At 66.1% G+C, this 18,733-nt stretch carries 15 protein-coding genes; 4 read left to right on the top strand and 11 right to left on the bottom strand.

The genetic code is table 11. The annotated features are described in order from the left end of the window. Window positions 1-27 precede the first annotated feature (27 nt). The 3 genes from addB to trxA all read left to right on the top strand — a co-directional run bounded on the left by addB (window position 28) and on the right by trxA (window position 7,070). Complete coding sequence (gene addB, locus GPL20_RS30500) at window positions 28-3,174, top strand: double-strand break repair protein AddB (protein ID WP_157334697.1); 3,147 nt, start codon at window positions 28-30, stop codon at window positions 3,172-3,174. Next, on the top strand, window positions 3,168-6,680 hold the full coding sequence (addA, locus tag GPL20_RS30495) for a double-strand break repair helicase AddA (protein ID WP_167533292.1): 3,513 nt from the start codon (window positions 3,168-3,170) through the stop codon (window positions 6,678-6,680). Before addB ends, addA begins: the two co-directional genes overlap by 7 nt. A gap of 69 nt (window positions 6,681-6,749) precedes the next feature. Next, window positions 6,750-7,070 carry a thioredoxin gene (gene trxA / locus GPL20_RS30490; protein WP_008540017.1) on the top strand — a complete coding sequence of 107 codons (321 nt, stop codon included), beginning with the start codon at window positions 6,750-6,752 and terminating at the stop codon, window positions 7,068-7,070. A 51-nt stretch (window positions 7,071-7,121) separates the two neighbouring features. Here trxA and GPL20_RS30485 read toward each other — a convergent pair whose 3' ends face one another. Next, window positions 7,122-7,550: an SRPBCC family protein gene (locus GPL20_RS30485; protein ID WP_157334693.1), complete on the bottom strand. Its 429-nt coding sequence runs from the start codon at window positions 7,548-7,550 to the stop codon at window positions 7,122-7,124. A gap of 184 nt (window positions 7,551-7,734) precedes the next feature. On the opposite strand from GPL20_RS30485, the gene GPL20_RS30480 reads away from it, so the two are divergent. After that, a complete protein-coding gene (locus GPL20_RS30480; RefSeq protein ID WP_157334691.1) occupies window positions 7,735-8,742 on the top strand; it encodes an ATP-dependent DNA ligase in 1,008 nt (335 codons plus the stop codon). Between the two features lie 47 nt (window positions 8,743-8,789). Here GPL20_RS30480 and GPL20_RS30475 read toward each other — a convergent pair whose 3' ends face one another. The 10 genes from GPL20_RS30475 to rpsA form a co-directional block, all read right to left on the bottom strand. Next, window positions 8,790-9,530: a metallophosphoesterase family protein gene (locus GPL20_RS30475; RefSeq protein ID WP_157334689.1), complete on the bottom strand. Its 741-nt coding sequence runs from the start codon at window positions 9,528-9,530 to the stop codon at window positions 8,790-8,792. Between the two features lie 58 nt (window positions 9,531-9,588). Beyond that, entirely contained in the window at window positions 9,589-10,932 is a 1,344-nt protein-coding gene (locus GPL20_RS30470) for a bifunctional folylpolyglutamate synthase/dihydrofolate synthase (protein ID WP_254125913.1), read from the bottom strand. Continuing rightward, window positions 10,929-11,870 (bottom strand): acetyl-CoA carboxylase, carboxyltransferase subunit beta, encoded by a 942-nt coding sequence (gene accD, locus GPL20_RS30465; protein ID WP_157334687.1) that lies wholly within the window; start codon window positions 11,868-11,870, stop codon window positions 10,929-10,931. Before accD ends, GPL20_RS30470 begins: the two co-directional genes overlap by 4 nt. Before the next feature lie 110 nt (window positions 11,871-11,980). After that, complete coding sequence (gene trpA / locus GPL20_RS30460) at window positions 11,981-12,817, bottom strand: tryptophan synthase subunit alpha (RefSeq protein WP_254125911.1); 837 nt, start codon at window positions 12,815-12,817, stop codon at window positions 11,981-11,983. Beyond that, window positions 12,814-14,031: a tryptophan synthase subunit beta gene (gene trpB, locus GPL20_RS30455; RefSeq protein WP_157334685.1), complete on the bottom strand. Its 1,218-nt coding sequence runs from the start codon at window positions 14,029-14,031 to the stop codon at window positions 12,814-12,816. Before trpB ends, trpA begins: the two co-directional genes overlap by 4 nt. Next, entirely contained in the window at window positions 14,028-14,687 is a 660-nt protein-coding gene (locus GPL20_RS30450; protein WP_157334683.1) for a phosphoribosylanthranilate isomerase, read from the bottom strand. Before GPL20_RS30450 ends, trpB begins: the two co-directional genes overlap by 4 nt. Window positions 14,688-14,754: 67 nt before the next feature. Beyond that, window positions 14,755-15,147, bottom strand: a complete 393-nt coding sequence (locus GPL20_RS30445) for a lipopolysaccharide assembly protein LapA domain-containing protein (protein ID WP_157334681.1) — start codon at window positions 15,145-15,147, stop codon at window positions 14,755-14,757. Between the two features lie 78 nt (window positions 15,148-15,225). Beyond that, window positions 15,226-15,531 carry an integration host factor subunit beta gene (locus GPL20_RS30440; protein WP_007598410.1) on the bottom strand — a complete coding sequence of 102 codons (306 nt, stop codon included), beginning with the start codon at window positions 15,529-15,531 and terminating at the stop codon, window positions 15,226-15,228. A 172-nt stretch (window positions 15,532-15,703) separates the two neighbouring features. Next, entirely contained in the window at window positions 15,704-16,684 is a 981-nt protein-coding gene (sppA, locus tag GPL20_RS30435; protein WP_157334679.1) for a signal peptide peptidase SppA, read from the bottom strand. A gap of 261 nt (window positions 16,685-16,945) precedes the next feature. Next, window positions 16,946-18,652 (bottom strand): 30S ribosomal protein S1, encoded by a 1,707-nt coding sequence (rpsA, locus tag GPL20_RS30430; RefSeq protein WP_167533291.1) that lies wholly within the window; start codon window positions 18,650-18,652, stop codon window positions 16,946-16,948. Window positions 18,653-18,733 lie beyond the last annotated feature (81 nt).

Here is an 18,733-nt window from a genome sequence, read left to right as displayed (position 1 = left end):
TGCCCTGATTCCCGAATCAGGCAGCCCATGCGCGTTTTCAGCGTTCCGATCTCAGTTCCGTTCCTGCGCACGGTGGTCTCGAGCCTGCTCGATGGCCGGCTCGTCGACGGGTTCGAGGCGCGCAAGGAACCGGCGCGGCTTGCGGACGCGACGCTGTACCTGCCGACCCGACGCGCGATGCGCATGGTTCGCGAGATTTTCCTCGATGAGATGCAGGCGGATGCGGTGGTGCTGCCGCGCATCGTCGCGCTCGGCGACATCGACGAGGATGAGCTCGCCTTCGCCGACGAGGGTGAGCAGTTCTCCGGCGCAACGCCGCTCGACATTCCGCCACGGCTCGGCGAGCTCGAACGGCGGCTGACGCTGGCGCAGCTCGTCGCCGCCTGGGCCAAGGGCCCGGTGCTGTCCCCGCTGGTGGTCGGCGGCCCCGCTTCGACGCTGGCCCTGGCTTCCGATCTCGCCCGCCTGATCGACGACATGGTCACGCGCGGTGTCGACTGGAGCGCGCTCGATGGGCTCGTGCCGGACCAGCTCGACCGCTACTGGCAGCACTCGCTCGAATTCCTGCGCATCGCCCGCATCGCCTGGCCGGGCCATCTCGCCGAGATCAACCGGATCGAGCCCGCGGCACGGCGCGATCTCCTGATCGCGGCGGAAGCCAGGCGCCTGACCGCGCACCCCCACGGCCCGGTGATCGCGGCCGGCTCGACCGGCTCGATGCCGGCCACCGCAAAATTCCTCCATGCTGTCGCCGCGCTGCCGCATGGCGCCGTCGTGCTGCCGGGGCTCGACACCGATCTCGACGAGGACGCCTGGCGCACGATCGGCGGCGTCCGCGATTCGCTCGGCAAATTCGTAGAGCATCCGGCATCGAACCATCCGCAATATGCCATGCATGCGCTGCTGGATCGCTTTGGCATCAAGCGCAGCGACGTCGACATCCTCCAGCCGCCGGCGGGAGGCGGTCGCGATCTGCTCGCGTCCGAATCGATGCGGCCCTCGGCCAAGACGGAAGTTTGGTACGACCGTCTGAAGCAGCCGGATGTCGCCGCGAAGATCGCGGGCGGCATGAACAATCTCGCCGTCGTCGAAGCCCCCAACCCCGAAATGGAAGCGCTCGCGATCGCCATTGCGATGCGCGAAGCGCGGCATCTCGACAAGTCGGCGGCGCTGGTGACGCCGGACCGCGCGCTGGCGCGGCGGGTGATGGCTGCGCTGACCCGATGGGATCTCGCGTTCGACGATTCCGGCGGCGACGTCCTGATGGAAACCTCTGCCGGCGTCTTTGCGCGCCTCGCCGCCGAGGCTGCGACCAAGGGCCTGGAACCGCCGACGCTCTTGGCGATGCTGAAACACCCGCTGTGCCGGCTCGGCCGGCCGCCTGGCGCATGGAAGGCGGCGATCGAGGGACTCGAGCTCGCGGTCTTGCGCGGCACACGTCCACCCGCAGGCACGGCCGGCCTCTTGCGCGAATTCAATCGCTTTCGCGAGGAGCTGGCGAAGCTGTGGCGCAACGAGGTCTCGGCGCTCCATAAGGCCGAGCCACGCGCGCGCCTGAAGGCTGAGGATCTCGATCGCATCCAGGCGCTGATCGATGCCTTGCGACAAGCCTTGGCGCCGATCGAGAGCCTGGCCTCTTCAAAGCCTTATGACTTTGCCGAGCTCGCGCACCGGCATCGCGAGACCATGATCGAGCTGTCGCGCGACGAGCAGGGTATCTCGCTCGCCTTCGAGGAACGCGAAGGCCTCGCACTCGCCAGCGCCTTCGATGACCTCCTGCGCGGCGGCACGACCAGCGGATTGATGGTGCCGCTGCCCGACTATCCCGACGTCTTCCAGACCGCGTTCAGCGATCGCGCGGTACGCCGGCCGGACAAGCCCGGTGCACGGCTCCAGATCTACGGCCCGCTGGAATCGCGCCTGATGCAGGCCGACCGTATCATTGTCGGCGGCTTGATCGAGGGCGTCTGGCCGCCGGCGCCGCGCATCGATCCCTGGCTCAGCCGGCCGATGCGGCACGAACTCGGCCTCGATCTGCCGGAACGCCGCATCGGCCTCTCCGCGCACGACTTCGCGCAACTGCTCGGCGGCGGCGAGGTCATCCTCACCCATTCCGCCAAAGCCGGCGGCGCGCCAGCGGTGGCTTCGCGTTTCCTGCACCGGTTGGAGGCTGTTGCTGGCGACGATCACTGGAAGGCCGCAAAGCGCGCCGGCGAGAAATACGTGCAGTTCGCCGGCGCGCTGGACCAGCCCGACGAAGTCAGGCCGATCAAGCAGCCGGAGCCGCGGCCGCCGCGCGCGACGCGGCCGCTCAAGATGTCCGTCACCGCGATCGAGGACTGGCTGCGCGATCCCTACACGATCTACGCCAAACATATTTTGCGGCTCGATGCGCTCGATCCCGTCGACATGCCGCTCTCGGCCGCCGATCGCGGCTCGGCGATCCATGATGCGCTCGGTGAATTCACTGAGACCTATGCGACGCATCTGCCCGACGATCCCGCGCGCGTCCTGCGCGCGATCGGCGAAAAGTATTTTGCGCCGCTGATGGAGCGTCCCGAGGCGCGAGCGCTGTGGTGGCCGCGCTTCCAGCGCATCGCGCGCTGGTTCGGCGAATGGGAGACGGCGCGGCGCGATGTGATCGAGGCGATCACCGCGGAGACCCGCGGCGAGATCTCGATCCCCCTCGACAATGCGCGCACTTTCTATCTCTCAGCGCGCGCCGACCGCATCGAGCGGCGCCAGGGCGGCAGCTATGCCATCCTCGACTACAAGACCGGGCAGCCGCCGACCGGCAAGCAGGTCCGCATGGGCCTGTCGCCGCAGCTCACGCTGGAAGCCGCGATCCTGCGCGAGGGGGGCTTTCCCGATATCGACGCCGGCACGTCCGTGAGCCAGCTCGTCTATGTCCGCCTCAGCGGCAACAATCCGCCGGGCGAGGAGCGCATCCTCGAGCTCAAGGTCAGGCCGAGCGACGCGGCACAGCCGCCCGACACGGCGGCCGCCGAAGCGAGAGCCAAGCTGGAGGCACTGATCCGCGCCTTCGAGGACGAGAATCAACCCTATACCTCGCTGAACCTGCCGATGTGGACGAACCGCTACGGTGCCTATGACGATCTCGCCCGGATCAAGGAATGGTCGGCGGCCGGCGGTTTGGGGATCGAGGAATGGTGAAGCTGCCGCGCCCCATCCCCGACGAGGTGCGCGCGCGGCAGGCCCGCGCGTCGGATCCGACTGCGTCGGCCTTCGTGTCGGCCAATGCCGGCTCAGGCAAGACCCATGTGCTGGTGCAGCGCGTGATCCGCCTGCTGCTGTCGGGGGTGCCGCCGGAAAAGATCCTCTGCATCACCTTCACCAAGGCCGCCGCCGCCAACATGGCCGAACGCGTGTTCACCACGCTCGGTCATTGGGTCACGCTCGACGATACCGGGCTCGATGCCGCGATCCGCGCGGTCGGCATCCCGCATCCCGGCGCAAAGCTGCGGCGCGAGGCGCGAAAGCTGTTCGCCTGTGCGCTGGAGACACCGGGCGGGCTCAAGGTGCAGACCATCCATGCGCTGTGCACCCGCCTGCTCCAGCAATTTCCGTTCGAGGCCAACGTGCCCGCGCGCTTCGCCGTGATCGACGAGCGCGACCAGACCGACATGATGGAGCGCGCCAATCTGAAGGTGCTGCTGGACGCCGCGCGCGATCCGGAGAGCGTCACGGGGCGCGCGCTGCTGACCGCGATGGCCAGCGCCGCCGACGTCACCTTCAAGGAGGTCGTGCGTGAGGCGTGCCTGAGCCGCGACCATTTCATGGCGTGGACCGACGAAGCCGGCAACGCCGGGGCGGCGGTCGAACAGATGGCGTCTGTGTTGGGCGTGGACGCGGGCGACCGCATCGAGGATGTCGAGAACGCGATTCTCGACGGCCCCTTCCTGCCACGATCGCGCTGGGACGATATCGCCTTTGCGCTGGAGGACGGCAGCAAGTCGGACAACGACCAGGCGGGGCGCCTGCGCGCCGCGAAGGTGTTTTCCGGCAGCGACCAGGTCGATGCCTATCTCGGCGTCTTCCTCACCGACGACAAGCTGCCGCGCAAGGCGGTGCTGACCAGGAAGTTTTGCGATCATAATCCGTCCGTTGCGCGCCTGTTCGAGGCCGAGGCGCAGCGCCTCGCGGAGCTGATCGAAAAGCGTCGCGCGGTGACGGTCCGTGATCGCACCGCGGCCCTGCTGCATATCGCCACCGCTGCCGCCACGAACTACCGCCGCGAGAAGCAGGAACGCGGCCTGCTCGACTACGACGATCTCATCGACAAGACGCTGGCGATGCTCAACCGCGTCTCCTCGGGCTGGGTGCATTACAAGCTCGACCGTGGCGTCGATCACGTCCTGATCGACGAGGCCCAGGATACGAGCCCGCGGCAATGGGACATCGTCGCGCACATCATCTCGGAGTTCACGGCCGGCGAAGGCGCGCGCGAGGGGCTGAACCGCACCGTCTTCGCGGTGGGCGACGAGAAGCAGTCGATCTTCTCGTTCCAGGGCGCTGACCCGCACGAATTCGACGCGCGCAAGCGGGAGCTAGACCGCAAGTTCACCGCGGCCGGGCTGAAGTTCGATCCGGTCGCCTTCACCTATTCGTTCCGCTCGGGCGCGGCGATCCTGCACTCGGTCGACCACGTCTTCCGCGATCCCCAGATCTACAAGAGCATCCATTCGATCGACATCGGCCATCCCCTGCACAACGCGCTCGCCGATGCCGGTCCCAGCGTGATCGAGCTGTGGGATCTTGCGGAAGCTGACGACCGGCAGGAGATCGAAGGCTGGCGCGCGCCGTTCGACGGCGTTGCCGCGACCAGTCCGGAGGTCAAGCTCGCCCGCCGCATCCAGACCGAGATCAAGCGGCTGGTGGAGATCGGCACGCTGACGGGGCACGCGGGCGAGCGCCGGCCGCTGCGCTATGGCGACATGCTGATCCTGGTGCGCCGGCGCGGCAATGCCTTCGACGCCGTGATCCAGGCGCTGAAGCACGCCAACGTGCCGGTGGCCGGCGCCGACCGCCTCAAGCTCACCGAGCACATCGGCATCATCGACCTGATGAATCTCGCCGATGCGCTGCTGCTGCCGCAGGACGATCTCGCGCTCGCGGTGGCACTGAAGAGCCCGCTGTTCGGGCTCGATGACGACGACCTGTTCCAGCTTGCTCATGGTCGCAAGGGATCGCTGCGCCGTGCGCTCGGCGAGCATGCGTCCACAAGCGAGAAGTTCGCCACGGCATTGCGCCGCCTGGAAGCCTGCGAGATGCGGGCGCGCGAGGAGACGCCGTTCGCGTTCTATGCCTGGCTACTCGGCGGCGACGGCGGCCGCGCGCGCATCCTGCGCCGCCTCGGCCACGAGGCCAACGACGCGCTCGACGAGTTCCTGGAGCTGGCGCTGAACTACGAACGCAAGGCGCCGGCTTCGCTGCAAGGCTTCATGGCCTGGCTGCGCTCGGCCGACACCGAGGTGAAGCGCGACATGGAGATCTCGCGCGACGAGGTGCGGGTGATGACCGTGCACGGCGCCAAGGGCCTGGAGGCGTCGGTCGTGTTCATGGTCGACACCACGTCATCGCCCGCGGACTCGCAGCGGCTGCGCTTGATCCACGTCCCGCGCGGCAATGGCGGCGAGGTGGTGGTCTGGGCCGGCCGCAAGGCGGACGATCCAACGCCCGTGATCGAGGCACGCAAGGCGATGCTGGAGGAGACCGAGGACGAATACCGCCGCCTGCTCTATGTCGCGATGACGCGCGCCGCCGACCGGCTGGTCGTCGGCGGCTGCATGCCCGGCAACATGAAAACCGTCCGCAAGCAGAGCTGGTACGACCTCGTCGACACCGGGCTCGCCGGCTCGGGCCTGGACAAGCAGATCATCGAGACGCCGCTCGGCAAGGTGACGCGGTTCGCCCGGCCCGAGGATGTCGCAGCGCTCGGTACGCCCGCCAGATCCGTGGATCAGACGGTTACCCTGCCCGACTGGCTGCGGACTCCGGCGCCGCGCGAGACCATGGACGACGATCCGGTGCGTCCCTCCGGCCAGTCGGCCGAAGAAGGCCGCCGCGCGGTCCGAACGGGCGAATCGGTCCAGTCCCGCGCCCTCGCACTGCAACGCGGCACGCTGGTGCACCGGCTGCTGCAATCTCTCCCCGACATCCCCACCGAGCGCCGGCGCGAGGCCGCGCTCGGCTTCATGACGCGCAATGCCTCGGACTGGCCGGAGGTCGATCGCACCGCCCTGGCCGACAAGGTGCTCGCCTTGATCAGCGAGCCGCGCTTCGCAGCGGTCTTTGCAGCCGGCAGCCGGGCCGAGGTCGCGATCGCCGGCAGGCTGGAGCGGCCGGGCCGCACCCCGGCGCTGGTTTCCGGGCAGATCGACCGGCTCGTCGTTCGTCCGGATGAGGTTCTGATCGTCGATTTCAAGACCAACCAGGCGGCGCCCAGGAGCGCCGCCGAGGCGCCCGCCACCTATGTCCGCCAGCTTGCGCTGTACCGGGCGGTGCTATCGCGCCTTTATCCCCAAAAGCCGGTCCGGGCCGTGCTGCTCTGGACCGAGACCCTTGAATATATGGAGATTTCAGCCCCCGCGCTGGACGCGGCGCTGGCATCCCTTCATCTCAGTGTGAGCGTCCTTGACCCGGCAAGGGGCCGTTCATAGGTTGACGCCATGATCCCGGGCGCGATTCCAGGTCGCGCCGATTCTCTTTCAACCGAGTGAGGTACTCCAATGGCCGTTAGCAAGGTTTCCGACGCCGATTTCGAAGCCGAAGTGCTCAAGGCGAACGGCCCCGTGGTCGTCGATTTCTGGGCCGAATGGTGCGGCCCCTGCCGCATGATCGCCCCCGCCCTCGACGAGATCGCCGGCGCGATGGGCGACAAGGTCAAGATCGTGAAGCTCAACGTCGACGAGAGCCCGAAGACCGCGTCGAAGTACGGTGTGATGTCGATCCCGACCCTGATGATCTTCAAGGGCGGCGAGATGGCCTCCCGCCAGGTCGGCGCGGCGCCGAAGGCGAAGCTGCAGCAGTGGATCACCTCCGCGGTCTGATCCGTTGAGTTAGGATTTTTTCGACAACGGCCGGCGCTTCGCCGGCCGTTTTCATTTGTCGTGGGCTTCAGCGAGATTAGCGAGACTGGCGAGAACATCGGGAAAGTCTGACGCAACAGCGGGACCGATCTCGGACGCCTGGGGTCCGCGGGCATCGACGGCGTAAATTATGCGCGTACGCGTCGGCCCGAGCCGCTCGATTTGGTGGGCGACGGTGATGACGAGACTCCCGAGCCGTGTTTCGTCCACGAAGCACTCGTTCTCGCGGACCTCGACCAGTTGCGAGCGCAACGTTTCCTCACCGGGAGGCTTCATCGTGAACCAAGTCCCGGCGGAGAACGGTCCTTCAATGTCGATCTGCTCGATGCCTGCGTTCCAGGCTTTCCAGCCAGCGACATCGCGGAAAATGCGCCAGATGGCGTCCACGGTTGCGGACGTCTCGATCGCGTATTGCCCCTGCCAGGATTCTTCGCGATTCATGGCTCACGCCTCCTGTTGATGGGAGATGCTTACCGTGGGCGCGCATATGGCTGTCAAGCCGGTCGAGCCAACGGAGCATTCGGCAGCCGGCCGCGTTGAGATGATAAGCCTCATCGCTGAAGAGCTTCGCGCCGTGCCTGCTCCTCCCTCAAAATCCCACCGAAAAAGTGCCGCGCCTGCCGCGATGGAGGCGCGCTCCGTCGAGGCGATTCCGCGCGGCGAGATGTGGCAGTACGAGCCGAAATGGGATGGCTTTCGTTGCCTGCTGTCACGCGACGGCAACCGCGTCGATCTTCGCTCCAAATCCGGCGAGGATCTTTCGCGCTATTTCCCCGAGATCGTCACCGCTGCGTTGAAGCTCAAGACGGATCGGTTCACGCTCGACGGGGAGATCGTCGTGCCGCACGGCAAGGGCTTTTCCTTCGACGCGCTCCTGCAGCGGATTCACCCGGCGGCAAGCCGCGTGAACAAGCTTTCGCAGGAGACGCCGGCGCTCTATCTCACCTTCGACCTGCTTGCGTCGGCGAAGGAGAAGCAGCTTGCCAGGAGGCCGCTGAGCGAGCGACGGCCGGCACTGGAGGCCTTTGCGAAGGTCAACCTGAAAGGCGGCACGTTCCGCCTGTCTCCGGTGACGTCGAGCTACGCCACCGCGAAGAAATGGCTGGCACAGTCCGGCGGCGGATCGGATGGCGTCATCGCCAAGCGCATCGACCTGCCCTACCAGGCCGGAACGCGCGACGGCATGCAGAAGATCAAGAAGTTTCGCAGCGCCGACTGCGTCGTCGGAGGCTTCCGCTATGCCACCAACAGGCTGGCCGGCCGCAAGGTGGTCGGCTCGCTGCTGCTCGGGCTCTATGACGATGAGGGCCTGCTGCACCATGTCGGCTTCACCTCGGCGATCAAGGCCGAAGAGAAACCTGGTCTGACCGACCGATTGGAGGCGCTGATCGGGGGGCCCGGCTTCACCGGCAACGCGCCGGGCGGGCCCAGCCGCTGGTCGACCGAGCGCTCGGCAAAATGGTGCCCGCTCAAGTCGAAGCTGGTGATCGAGGTCTGCTACGACCATTTCAGCGGCGCGCGCTTTCGCCACGGCACCTCGATCCTGCGCTGGCGTCCCGACAAGGCGCCGCGGCAATGCCGCTTCGAGCAACTGAAGCAGAAGGTGGCCGATCCGATGAAGCTGTCGAAGTGAGCGTAGCCCGGATGGAGCGCAGCGCAATCCGGGCTACGGTGCGACGGCTACTTGATCCACCCCGTCGCCAGCGCGTTCGCCAATTCCGGCTGATCGTTGCGCCGAGCGAGCGCGGCCATCGCCTCGTGATCGTACGTGACACGGCGGAACGTCACCTGCCAGGCGCCATCGGTCAGTTCGAGGATCACATAGCGCGCGTGCGGCGTGCCGGCTTCGACCACATGCGGGAACGGATGCTTATCACGATAGCCGGGGCTGCCGACGCTGCCGGGATTGACGATCAGCCGGCCGTCGCGCAGGCGCACGGCACGGGCGAGATGGGTGTGGGCGCAGAGGATCAGGGATTGCGTGATGCCTCGCGCGAGTTGCTCGATGCGGTCGAGCGGGGATAGCGCCACCGTGCCGTCGGGATGCACGGTATCGAGCCAATAGACCTCGTCGTTGCCGGGTGTCGCATGGCAGAGGAAGACCTGGTCGCGGAACACCCGCGTCATCGGCTGCGCACGCAGCCAGTCGAGTTGCGCGGCATCAAGCTGCGCATGGGCGGGACGATCCCACGAGCCCATCTTCTCCGGCGGACGGTCGAGCAGATAGCGGTCGTGATTGCCGAGCACGTGCACGGCGTCGAGCTTCATCAAAATATCGATCGTCCGCCGCGCATCGAGCGGACCGCTCAGCATGTCGCCGAGATTGACGATGTCGGCGATGCCTTGCGCGCCGATGTCGGCGAGCACAGCTTCCAGCGCGAGATAGTTTCCGTGGACGTCGGCAATCGCGGCAAAGCGCATCGTTGGTCACTCAGTATCATAGCCCGGAGGAGCGAAGCGTAATCCGGGCTGCGCAACCCTATGCAGGAGGCGTGCCGTTGATCGCCAGCACGTGGCCGGCGAGATAGAGCGAGCCGGTGATCAGGATGCGTGGCGGCACTTCGTAGGCGAGCTTCGCCAATGCGCGCAGCGCGGCTTCGATGCCGGGCGCGGGCTCGACGCGCATGCCGAGGCTGCGCGCCGCGTCCGCGAGACGGTCGACCGGCATCGCGTTTTCGGTGTCGGGGATAGGCACCGCAATGATGTGACGGGTGAGGCCGGCGAAATTGGCAAGAAAGCCCTGCGCGTCCTTGTTGGCCATCATGCCCGCGATCACCACCAGCGGCCGCGACACCCGCTCTTCGAGGTCGCCGAGCGCGGCCGCTGCCACACGTCCGCCCTCGGCATTGTGCCCGCCATCGAGCCAGATCTCGGAGCCCTGCGGCCCCCAACCGAGCAACTCGCCCGAGGAGATACGCTGCATCCGCGCCGGCCATTCGGCGCCGACGATGCCGGCCTCGAACGCCGCATGGCTGATCTTGAACGCCGGGACCGCACGGAGCGTCGCGATCGCAAGGCCGGCATTGTCGAACTGGTGTCGCCCGAACAGGCGCGGCGCGGTAAGATCCATCAGGCCACGCTCGTCGGAATAGACGAGGCGCCCGTGCTCGACATTGACGTGCCAGCTTTCGTTCGCAGCAAACAGCGGCGCGCGCATGCGCCTGGCCTCGGCCTCGATCACAGCCATCGCCTCGCCCGTCTGCTCCGCCGAGATCACCGGCACGCCGCGCTTGATGATGGCGGCCTTCTCGCCGGCGATCGATGTCAGGGTCGGCCCGAGAAAATCCATGTGGTCCATGCTGATCGGCGTGATCACGCAGGCCGCCGGCGTGTCGACCACATTGGTCGAATCGAGCCGGCCGCCGAGCCCGACCTCGAGCAACGCCGCATCGGCCGGGTTCTGTGCAAAGAGATGGAAGGCGGCGGCGGTCTTCAACTCGAACACGGTCGCCGCCTCGCCGGCGTTGACGCGCTCGACCTCTTCCAGCGCCGCGCGCAATTCATCGTCGCCGACCAGCACGCCGCCACCGGTGCGGCCGAGCCGGAAACATTCGTTGATGCGGACGAGGTAAGGTGAGGTATAGGCGTGGACGCGCAGGCCCGAAGCTTCGAGCGTCGCGCGCAGATAAGCGAGTGTCGAGCCCTTGCCGTTGGTGCCGGCGATGTGAATCACCGGCGGCAGCTTGCGTTCGGGATGGCCGAGCCGTGCGAGCAGGCGGTGCATCCGCTCCAGCCCGAGATCGATGCGCTTCTGATGCAGGGCCGACAGCCGCCCGATCAGTTCGCCGAGCGGCGTCCTTGTGCTGTCCGGGGACGCGTTCACGCGTGGGGCGCGGCCGGCGCCGTCTCGGCGGCCGATACGATCTGCGCCGGGCTCGCGACCGGCTGCACCGGTTTCGATGCGCTCTCCAGCGCCGGAGCCTTGGTCAGAAGGCGGCAGAGCCGCGCCAGAGTCGGACGCAGGTCATGGCGATGCACGACCATGTCGACCATGCCGTGCTCCTTCAAATATTCGGCGCGCTGGAAACCTTCAGGCAGCTTCTCGCGGATGGTCTGCTCGATCACGCGCGCGCCGGCAAAGCCGATCAGCGCACCGGGCTCGGCGATCTGAACGTCGCCGAGCATCGCGTAGGACGCGGTGACGCCGCCGGTGGTCGGATTGGTGAGTACGACGATATAAGGCAGTTTTGCTTCACGCAGCATCTGCACGGCGACCGTGGTGCGCGGCATCTGCATCAAGGACAGGATACCTTCCTGCATGCGCGCGCCGCCTGAAGCGGCAAACACGATGAACGGCGACTTTTTCTCGACGGCGAGCTCGAGCCCGCGCACGATGGCCTCGCCTGCGGCCATGCCGAGCGAGCCGCCCATGAAATCGAAATCCTGCACGGCGACGACGACGGCGGAGCCTTCGAGCTTGCCGTAACCGACTTTGATCGCGTCGTTCAAATTGGTCCGCGCGCGCGCGTCCTTGACGCGATCGACGTATTTCTTCTCATCGCGGAACTTGAGCGGATCGGGCGTCACCTCGGGCAACGCGACGTCGAACCAGGTCTCGTTGTCGAAGATCGACTTCAGACGCGCCACCGCGCCCATGCGCATGTGGTAGTTCGAGCCGGGGATGACGAACTGGTTGGCCTCGACGTCCTTGTAGAACACGAGCTGCCCGGAATCCGGACACTTGATCCACAGATTCTCCGGCGTCTCCCGCCGCAGCATGTTGCGGATCTTCGGCCGGACCACATTGGTAAGCCAGTTCATGGTTTGCTCCGATGTGCGAATCCGCTCCGGGATCGCCTGAAGGATATATGGCCGCCGGATCCTGCCCCGGCAAGCCGCCGTGTCGCCCGCCCGGAGAGCGGAATTATGGCCTATTCGGCCACCGCTCGCGCACCCTTGACGCCCTGGGCCAGGGCCGCCGTCAGCTCGGCGACGGCGCTGACGGTCTTGCCGGTCGCCCGCCCCTCGGCATCGAGGCTGTTCCTGAGCGCATCGACCAGCGCGGTGCCGACCACGGCGCCATTGGCATGCGAGGCAATGGCGCGCGCAGTCTCCGGCGTGCGGATGCCGAAGCCGACGCAGACCGGCAGTTTTGTATGCCGCTTGATGCGGGCGACTGCTTCGCTCACCGCCGAGGAGTCCGCGGCCGCAGCACCGGTGATGCCGGTGATCGAGACGTAGTAGACGAAGCCCGAAGTGTTGGCGAGCACGGCCGGCAGGCGCTTGTCGTCGGTGGTCGGCGTCGCCAGGCGAATGAAGTTGAGGCCGGCCTTCATCGCGGGCAGGCAGAGCTCGTCGTCCTCTTCCGGCGGCAGGTCGACGATGATGAGGCCGTCGACGCCGGCGCTCTTCGCATCACCTAAGAACTTGTCGACGCCGTAGATGTAGATCGGATTGTAGTAGCCCATCAGCACGATCGGCGTCGCATCGTCGTCCTTGCGGAAGCCGCGCACCAGGTCGAGCGTCTTCTTCAGCGTCATGCCGGCCTTGAGCGCGCGCAGACCCGCGGCCTGGATCGACGGACCATCGGCCATCGGATCGGTGAAGGGCATGCCGATCTCGATCACGTCGGCGCCCGACTTCGGCAGCGCCTTGATGATCTCGAGCGACGTCGCCGGATCGGGGTCGCCGGCCATCAGGAAGGTCACGAAGGCCGAGCGGCCTTGCTCCGCAAGCTCGGCAAAACGGGTGTCGATACGCGTGGTCACTTGCTCTTGCCCCTCAGGATGTCGCCGACCTGCGGGACGTCCTTGTCGCCGCGGCCGGAAAGATTGACGACCATCAGGTGATCCCGGGGCCGCTTCGGCGCGAGCTCCATCACCTTGGCGATGGCATGCGCCGGCTCGAGCGCGGGGATGATGCCTTCGAGCCGCGACAACAGCTGGAACGCGGCGAGCGCCTCATCATCGGTCGCGGAGAGATAGTTCACGCGGCCGATCTCGTGCAGCCAGGAATGCTCGGGGCCGATGCCGGGATAGTCGAGGCCGGCCGAGATCGAATGCGCGTCCTGGATCTGGCCGTCGGCGTCCATCAGCAGATAGGTGCGGTTGCCGTGGAGCACGCCGGGACGGCCGCCCGCGATCGAAGCGGCGTGCAGCTGCGTGAGCCCGTGGCCTGCGGCTTCGACGCCGAAGATTTCAACGCTGGGATCGTCGAGGAAGGGATGGAACAGCCCCATCGCGTTCGAGCCGCCGCCGATGCAGGCGACCAGCGAGTCCGGCAGGCGTCCTTCGACCTCCTGCACCTGCGCCTTGGTCTCGTTGCCGATGATCGACTGGAAATCGCGCACCAGCGTCGGATAGGGATGCGGACCCGCGACCGTGCCGATGCAGTAGAAGGTGTTGTGCACGTTGGTGACCCAGTCGCGCAGCGCCTCGTTCATCGCGTCCTTCAGCGTGCGCGTGCCCGACTGCACCGGGAACACCTTGGCGCCCAGCATCTCCATGCGGATCACGTTGGGCTGCTGCCGCTCGACGTCGACGGCACCCATATAGACCACGCATTCGAGACCGAAGCGCGCGCACAGCGTCGCGGTGGCGACACCGTGCTGGCCGGCGCCGGTCTCGGCGATGATGCGCTTCTTGCCCATGCGCCGCGCCAGCATGATCTGGCCGAGCACGTTGTTCACCTTGTGCGAGCCGGTGTGGTTGAGCTCCTCGCGCTTGAGGTAGATCTTCGCGCCGCCGAGATGCTCGGTGAGGCGCTCGGCGAAATAGAGCGGCGAGGGCCGGCCGACATAGTCCTTGAGATAGCCGTTCATCTCGGCCTGGAACGCCGGATCGGCCTTGGCCGCGGTGTAGGCCTTCTCCAGATCGAGGATCAGCGGCATCAGCGTCTCGGCGACGAAGCGGCCGCCGAAAATGCCGAAATGGCCGCGCTCGTCGGGGCCGCTGCGATAGGAATTGGGTTTGGCGATGGTCATCGGACGCTCAACTCTTGAGTGGCGCGCGCGGCGCGAATGAAGGCCTTGATCATCTCGGAATCCTTGACGCCGGGAGCGCTCTCGACGCCGGAGGACACATCGACGCCGCCGGCGCCGGTGACGCGGAGGGCTTCCGCAACATTGTCGGCGTCAAGTCCGCCCGAGACCATGTAGGGGACGTTCAGATCGAGATTTTCCAGGAGATGCCAGTCGAACGGCTCTCCTAAGCCACCGGGCCGCGTCGCATCCTTCGGCGCACGCGCATCGAACAGGATGCGGTCGGCGATTGCGGCGTAGCCGGGCAGCACGGCGAGATCGACGGATGTTGCGACCGGCACCGCCTTCATCACCGGGCGGCCGAACCGCTGCTTGATGTCGCGCAGCCGCGCCACGCTCTCCTTGCCATGGAGCTGGAGAATGTCCGGCGCCAGCGCGTCCATGATGTTGTCGAGCGTGGCGTCGTCGGCATCGACCGTGAGCGCGACCTTGAGCGCGCGCCGCTTGACCTGGCGGCCGAGATCGCGGCCCGCTTCCAGCGACAGGTGCCGCGGTGACGGCGGAAAGAACACGAACCCCACCATGTCGGCACCCGCCTCGAGCGCCGTTTCGAGCGTCTCGGGCGTGGACAGGCCACAGATCTTGACGAGCAGGGACATGGTCTCAAAGCAAATGGAGGCCGCAGGGCCCGCGGCCGGAAAACGGGGTTTTCGGTTGCGGCCGCTTCTACAACGTCGCGCGCTGCTTGTCTCGCCCGATGGGCCCGTAGAGGCCTACCCCGGCAGGGGCGGGAAGGCGCTGCGGATCGGTCCTTGCTGCGGCCACCTGGGCCCGCAGGTCAGCCAGTTCGCCCCTGGCGCCGCGTGCATCCGCCTCGTTCCGCCGCGCCGCGCGCCGCCAGCGCCGCTGGCCGAACCAGACGGCGCATCCACCCGCCAGGACGCCGAGGGCGGCGACCAGGATCAGGAGCAGGAACAGCGGCAGCGTGACCGACAGCGACGGATCATCCGCCAGGAAGGGATCGAGCGAGACCGTGACGAAATGCCGGTTGGCGACGGCGAAGGTCACCAGGATCAGTCCCAGCGGAATCACGATCAGCGCGGTGAGGAACTTTCGCATCGCGATCGCTCGTCTTGAATCAAGCTTGCTGCCGCATCATGCGGCCGTTCGGTTAAGCCCGGACGACAACGTTAATCCTTAATCCGGCGCGCCGGGATCCGGATGGTCGCGGTTCAGCCGCTCGCGCATTTCCTTGCCGGTCTTGAAGAACGGAACGCTCTTCTGGTCGACGGGCACATGGGCGCCGGTGCGCGGATTACGCCCGGCGCGTGCCGGGCGATGCTTGACCGAGAAGGCACCGAAGCCGCGCAACTCGACGCGATCACCGCGCGCGAGGGCCGCTACGATCTCTTCGAGAATCGCATTCACAATGTTCTCGACATCCCGCTGGTACAGATGCGGGTTGTGCTCGGCGATACGCTGAACAAGTTCGGATTTGATCATCGAGAGATAGGACCCGGAAGCGTGCGGATGACCATTTCCGTGAAAATACTGTGATCTGTCAAGACGCTAAATCAAGGTTGAGCGTCGTGAAAATACGTGACAAATGCCGAAAAAGCGGACTGCCCCGGCACCCGCCGGACGGGAAAAGCCTCGAAGGCTCGCCCGGTTCCAGTCAGTTTGACGCGGCGGGTTGCCACAGGGCCAACATTCCATCCATTCCGAAGCGGTCGACCGCCTGGACAACGCCGGTTTGCCCGATTTGATGGGCAATCGAGCCTAAACCAAGCGCTTCCAGGGTGACGGCGGCGGCCGTCTTGAGGAACGGCAGGTCGCCAAAGCGGGGCTGGAGCTTGTAATCGCGTACGGGAAGTCCCTTCTTGACGCCCTTCTGCTCGACGAGCCAGGTCACCGCTGTCTTCTCGTCACCGATCTGGTCGATCAGCTTGAGATCGACCGCCTGACGCCCGGTGAAGACACGGCCATCGGCCACTTTCTCGATCAGCGTGTCATCCATGCCACGCCGCTCCTTCACCAGACCCCTGAACCAGGCATAAGAATCCTTCACCAGCGCATCGAGCGCGGCGCGTGCTTCCGGGCTGGTCGGCTCAAAACCGTTGGGTGCGGCCTTCAGCGGCGAGGATTTGACCTCCTCGACCTTGACGCCGATGGTCTTCAACAGCTCGGCGACATTCGGGTACTGGAACAGCACGCCGATCGAGCCGACCAGCGAGCTCTGCTGGGCGATGATGTGGTCGCTCGCGATTGCCGTGATGTAGCCGCCGGAGGCGGCGAGACCCTCGACCACGACGACGAGCGGCTTCTTCGCCTTCAATCGGACGAGCGAATCGTAGAGTTGCTCGGAGCCGGCGGTGGTGCCGCCCGGCGAGTTGATGTGAACGATGACGGCGGCGGCCTGCGAGTTCTCCAGCCGCTCCAGCGCCTGGGTGCGATCGGAATCGCTGCGGATCAGGCCGTCGATCTGAACCCGCGCGATCGAGCCGGCGGATGCGAACGTGCCGCGCGCACCGGGGGTCGCGACCAGCGCGAAGCCGGCGATCGCCGCGATCGCGATCAGCGCGGCCATGACGCGCCAGAACGTCAGCTTGCGGCGAATCCTGCGGCGATCGACGATGATGTCAGAATCGAGCGACATCGGAATATCTCCAAATGAAAGGGCCAGGCGTGTTGTGCCGTCACAGCGTGACCATTGGCCTGTCTGGATACATCAATTGCGGCGCATTTTGAAGAAAACAAGGCCCGCGGCGTAGCCCGGATGGAGCGCAGCGCAATCCGGGGTTGTCACCTTGCCGAAAGACCTTCCCGGATTTCACTGCGCTCCATCCGGGCTACGAGCGCGCACAAAAAAGCCCCGGCTCGCGCCGGGGCTTTGATGCAGCGAAAACGGACGTCTCGCTTACTTGCTGTCGCGGTTCTTGAGCGCGGTGCCGAGGATGTCGCCGAGCGTCGCTCCCGAATCGGAGGAGCCGTACTGTGCGATGGCTTCCTTCTCTTCGGCAACTTCGAGCGCCTTGATCGACACCTGGACCTTGCGGGCCTTCTTGTCGAACTGGATCACGCGGGCATCGACCTTCTCGCCGACAGCGAAGCGTTCGGCGCGCTGGTCGTTGCGGTCACGGGCAAGCTCCGAGCGCTTGATGAAGGTGGTGAAGTCGGTACCGGCGATCTTCACCTCGATACCGCTCTCCTTCACTTCGAGCACTTCGCAGGTCACGACCGCGCCCTTCTTGACATCGCCCGGCTCGGCGAAGGGGTCGCCTTCAAGCTGCTTGATGCCGAGCGAGATGCGCTCCTTCTCGACGTCCACGTCGAGCACCACGGCCTTCACCATGTCGCCCTTCTTGTAGTTGTCGATCACCTGCTCGCCCGGAAGCTTCCAGTCGAGGTCGGAGAGGTGGACCATGCCGTCGACGTCGCCCTCGAGGCCCAGGAACAGACCGAACTCGGTCTTGTTCTTGACCTCGCCCTCGACCACCGAACCGGTCGGGTGACCTTCGACGAAGACCTCCCAGGGGTTGCGCATGGTCTGCTTGAGGCCGAGCGAGATGCGGCGCTTGACGGAATCGACTTCCAGCACCTGCACTTCGACTTCCTGCGAGGTCGAGACGATCTTGCCGGGGTGCATGTTCTTCTTGGTCCACGACATCTCGGAGACGTGGATCAGGCCTTCGATGCCCGGCTCGAGCTCGACGAAAGCACCGTAGTCGGTGATGTTGGTGACGCGGCCGGTGAAGCGGGCACCCAGCGGGTACTTGGCTTCGATACCCTGCCACGGATCGTCCAGCAGCTGCTTCATGCCCAGCGAGATGCGGTGCGTCTCGTGGTTGATCTTGATGATCTTGACCTTCACGGTCTGGCCGATCGAGAGCACCTCGGTCGGGTGGTTGACGCGGCGCCACGCGATGTCGGTGACGTGCAGCAGGCCGTCGATGCCACCGAGGTCAACGAACGCACCGTAGTCGGTGATGTTCTTGACCACGCCGTCGATGACCTGACCCTCTTCGAGGTTCTGCACCAGCTCCTGGCGCTGCTCGGCGCGGGTCTCTTCCAGCACGGTGCGGCGGGAGACGACGATGTTGCCGCGGCGGCGATCCATCTTCAGGATCTGGAACGGCTGCGAGTTGTTCATCAGCGGCGCGACGTCGCGGATCGGACGGATGTCGACCTGCGAGCGCGGCAGGAAGGCCACGGCACCGTCGAGGTCGACGGTGAAGCCGCCCTTGACCTGGTTGAAGATGACGCCGTTGACCTTCTCGTTGTTCTGGAACGCCTTCTCGAGCTTGCCCCAGCTCTCTTCGCGGCGCGCCTTGTCGCGCGACAGCACGGCTTCGCCGAGGGCGTTTTCGATGCGATCGAGGAACACTTCCACCTCGTCGCCGACCTTGAGGTCGCTGTCACGGCCGGGGCCGGAAAATTCGCGCAGCGCGACGCGGCCCTCGGTCTTCAGGCCGACGTCGATGACGGCCATGTCCTTTTCAATTGCAACCACCTTGCCCTTGACGACGGAGCTTTCCTGCAGGTTGCCACCTGCGAAGGACTCGTCGAGCATCGCGGCGAAATCGTCGCGCGAGGGGCTGTAGGTATCAGCAGAAGTCGAAGCCATTTGTTCTCCAGTTGCGGATGTCTTGCCGGCCGTTGGGTTCATGGGCGCATCGCGCGCGCAGTGTCGGAAGGTCCGCAAGAC

The sequence above is a fragment of the Bradyrhizobium cajani genome (assembly GCF_009759665.1).
Classification (GTDB): domain Bacteria; phylum Pseudomonadota; class Alphaproteobacteria; order Rhizobiales; family Xanthobacteraceae; genus Bradyrhizobium; species Bradyrhizobium cajani.
The sequence above is the reverse complement of the archived record's forward strand: the minus strand, read 5'-3'. Positions and strand labels throughout refer to the sequence as shown.